Annotated in this window: 4 protein-coding genes; 1 reads left to right on the top strand and 3 read right to left on the bottom strand. The window is 64.6% G+C overall.

Going from position 1 to position 2,922, the window contains the following annotated elements:
• From WC739_RS25225 to WC739_RS25215, 3 genes are all read right to left on the bottom strand, one after another.
• Window positions 1–258: signal peptidase II (locus WC739_RS25225; protein ID WP_372955707.1), on the bottom strand; the 258-nt coding region annotated here is incomplete at its 3' end.
• A gap of 28 nt (window positions 259–286) precedes the next feature.
• Window positions 287–1,144, bottom strand: a complete 858-nt coding sequence (locus WC739_RS25220) for a TrmH family RNA methyltransferase (RefSeq protein WP_372955706.1) — start codon at window positions 1,142–1,144, stop codon at window positions 287–289.
• Window positions 1,141–2,229 carry a class I SAM-dependent methyltransferase gene (locus WC739_RS25215; RefSeq protein ID WP_372955705.1) on the bottom strand — a complete coding sequence of 363 codons (1,089 nt, stop codon included), beginning with the start codon at window positions 2,227–2,229 and terminating at the stop codon, window positions 1,141–1,143. The genes WC739_RS25220 and WC739_RS25215 overlap by 4 nt, the downstream gene beginning before the upstream one ends.
• 322 nt (window positions 2,230–2,551) lie before the next feature.
• Here WC739_RS25215 and WC739_RS25210 point away from each other — a divergent pair.
• Window positions 2,552–2,922 (top strand): RtcB family protein (locus WC739_RS25210; RefSeq protein ID WP_372955704.1); only part of this gene is annotated, 371 nt, incomplete at its 3' end.

The raw sequence follows: 2,922 nt of genomic DNA, 5'->3' as shown, positions 1-2,922 counted from the left end.
CTGGGACGGTTCGATCCGTGTCGCCAGGAACAGCACGAAGGCGACGACGGCCAGCGAAATGACGATCAGGCCGATGTCGCCGAAGGACGTGAACATCGAGAAGGCGATACCGGTGTTGTAGGTGCGAAACAGCGCCAGGAAAGGCACGAGGTCGAGCTTTTCCTGAAAGGGCAGACCTGTCTCGACCAGGTGCTTTATCCACTGGTCGAGCGCAATGGCCGCGACGACCAGCAGCGCGAAGGGAAACCATGATCTCAAAGGCGGGGATCTCACGCGCGGGCAACCTTCACTGCTGGTCCACGATCGGTTCGAGCTTCAGCGCACCGCGCCGGATCTCGAACAGCATGATGCCGGTGGCGACGGCGAGATTGAGGGAATCGGCACGGCCCGCCTGCGGGATCCTGAGCAGCCTGTCGCAGCTCGCCGCCAGGGCCTCTGGCAGCCCCTGCTGCTCGTTGCCCATCATCAGCAGCACCGGGCCTCGGGAAAAATCGACCGAGCGGTAGTCGACGGCGCCTTTCAGATGCGTGCCGGCAACGAGGCCCGAAAACCCGCCCCGCCAGGCCAGGAAGGCTTCGGTCGTCGTCTTGGCCACCGGTACGGCGAAGATCGAACCCATGGTGGCGCGCACCGTCTCGACCGAGAACGGATCGGTGGTCTCGCCGACCAGGATGACGCCCCTGGCGCCGACGGCATCGACGGTGCGGATGACCGTGCCGAGGTTGCCGGGATCGCGCACCCGGTCGAGCGCCACCCAGACATCGCCATTGTCGGCTCGGACGTCCTTCAGAGCCAGGAATCTCTGCGAAAAGACGCCGACAACCATCTGCGGATTGTCGCGCCGGGTGATGGCGACAAGCACTTTTTCGGAGACCTCGAGCACCGTGCCGCCGGCGGCAACCGTGCGTGCCGCGACCTTCTCCACGGCCGGGTTGCCGCGTCCGGCCTTGGCGAAAACCAGCGTTCTGATCTGCCAGCCGAGATCGAGCGCATCGATGACCAGTTTCAGACCCTCGGCCATGAAGGCGTGCTGCTGGTCGCGGAATTTCTTCAGTGCCAGGGCCTTGATGTCCTTGATCAAGGGATTGGCGAGGCTGGTGACTTCCTTCACCTGCCCGGGCGCGCCGGCGTGCCGTTCGTTCATCGGGCCACCCAACGCGAAAACAACGAGGTCGAAAGCGCCCGGCCGGCGGACTTCTCGCGGATGATCAGCTCGCCTGATTCGACCTTTCCGCCCATGCCGGCGAAGGTGTCGCGCATCAGGGCGTGGATGGCGAAGAAGGAGGCGCGGATCGAATAGGCGGTCAACACCACGGCAAGCGGCTTCGGCGTCAAGATCGCGCGGCAGAGGTCGGTGAGGTTGGGAAGATCCTCGAACAATTGCCAGACCTCCCCCTTGGGGCCGCGGCCATAGGCCGGCGGATCGAACAGCACGATGTCGTAGCGGCTGCCGCGGCGCTCCTCGCGCTCGGCGAACTTCACCGCGTCGTCGACGATCCAGCGGATCGGCTTGCTGCCGAGCCCGGCCATTTCCTGGTTTTCGCGGGCCCAGCCGATCGCCTTCTTCGATGCATCGACATGGGTGACCTCGGCGCCAGCGCGCGCCGCCACCAGCGAGGCGAGGCCGGTATAGCCGAACAGGTTCAGCACCTTGACCGGCCGTTTGGCGGCCGCGATCAGGCCGGCCATGTGGTCCCAATGCGAAGCTTGTTCGGGGAAGACGCCGACATGGCGAAACGAGGTGAAGCGGCCGAGATAGTCAATGCCGTCATGCTTCATCGGCCAGGTTTCGCCGAGAGGGGTTGAGGGGAAGCGCCAGCGGCCGATGCCTTCCTCGTCGGTATCGCCGGTGAAGACGGCGTCGGCGCGCTCCCAGTCCGTCGCCGGCAGGGCCTTTTGCCAGATTGCCTGGCCCTCGGGCCGCACGATGCGGTAGGGGCCATATTGTTCGAGTTTCTGGCCGGCGCCACTGTCGAGCAGCGCATAGTCGGCATTCGGCGCCACTTCGAGGATCAGCGGAAGATGCTCGGCCGGCAGGGCGCCGTCGCGGCGGGCGAGGATGCGCGGTGCGGATTTAGGCTCGGCGCGATCGTCGGTTCTGGTCTCGGTCCGGTCGCGCTGCCTGGCGTCCGGCCGCGCTGCTCCACGCGGCTCGTACGGGCGCGCCTCCCCTGTCCCAGCCTTGGCTGGCGGGCGGCTGTCGCGGCGTTTGTCGCGAAATGACTTCAAGCAGGGGTATCTCCGAGCAGCGCGCCGCTTTTGGCATGAGGACAGAGATGGTGCAACAAGCGATGGGCGTTGATCGATCGACGCTTGCTGCCAACCCGCTGGCGCTATCGCCGGATCCTGTTGCGGCATTGCGCTTGTTTTTTGGACTTTTTGCTTTATGAGGGCCGCATTGTTGTTTCTGGCATGGGAGCGAAAGATGGCGACCATCTTCACCGCGCACCCCTCGAGGGTTCCGGCGTAAGGCAGCGTTCCGCTGACTGAAGCCGGTCGAACGGATGCCCGACGGCTCCGGTTTCCGACCTTTATCCAGAAGTGTTCCATCATGGGCAAATCGATCGGGAGCTCAGGCTCCTCTTCGCCGCGCATTGTCGCGACGGCGCATATCCAGCATTATTATTCACCGCGCACATGGATCGAGGGGGCGGCGCTTCAGCAACTGCAGACCGTCGCGGCTCTGCCTGGCGTCACCTCGATTGCGGCCTTTCCCGACCTGCATCCCGGCAAATACGGTCCGACCGGAATTGCCGTGCTGTCCGAGCGGCTGCATCCACAACTGATCGGCAACGACATTGGCTGCGGCATGTCATTGTTCGAACTGGATCTGCCGCTGCGCAGGCTCAGGATCGACAAGGCCGTCGAACGGCTGCGCCAGATCGAAGCCGAAGATGTCGACCCGCATGCGGCACTCGCTGG

Source organism: Mesorhizobium sp. (genome assembly GCF_041661565.1).
GTDB lineage: Bacteria > Pseudomonadota > Alphaproteobacteria > Rhizobiales > Rhizobiaceae > Mesorhizobium.
This window is presented reverse-complemented; position numbering and strand designations above follow the sequence as displayed.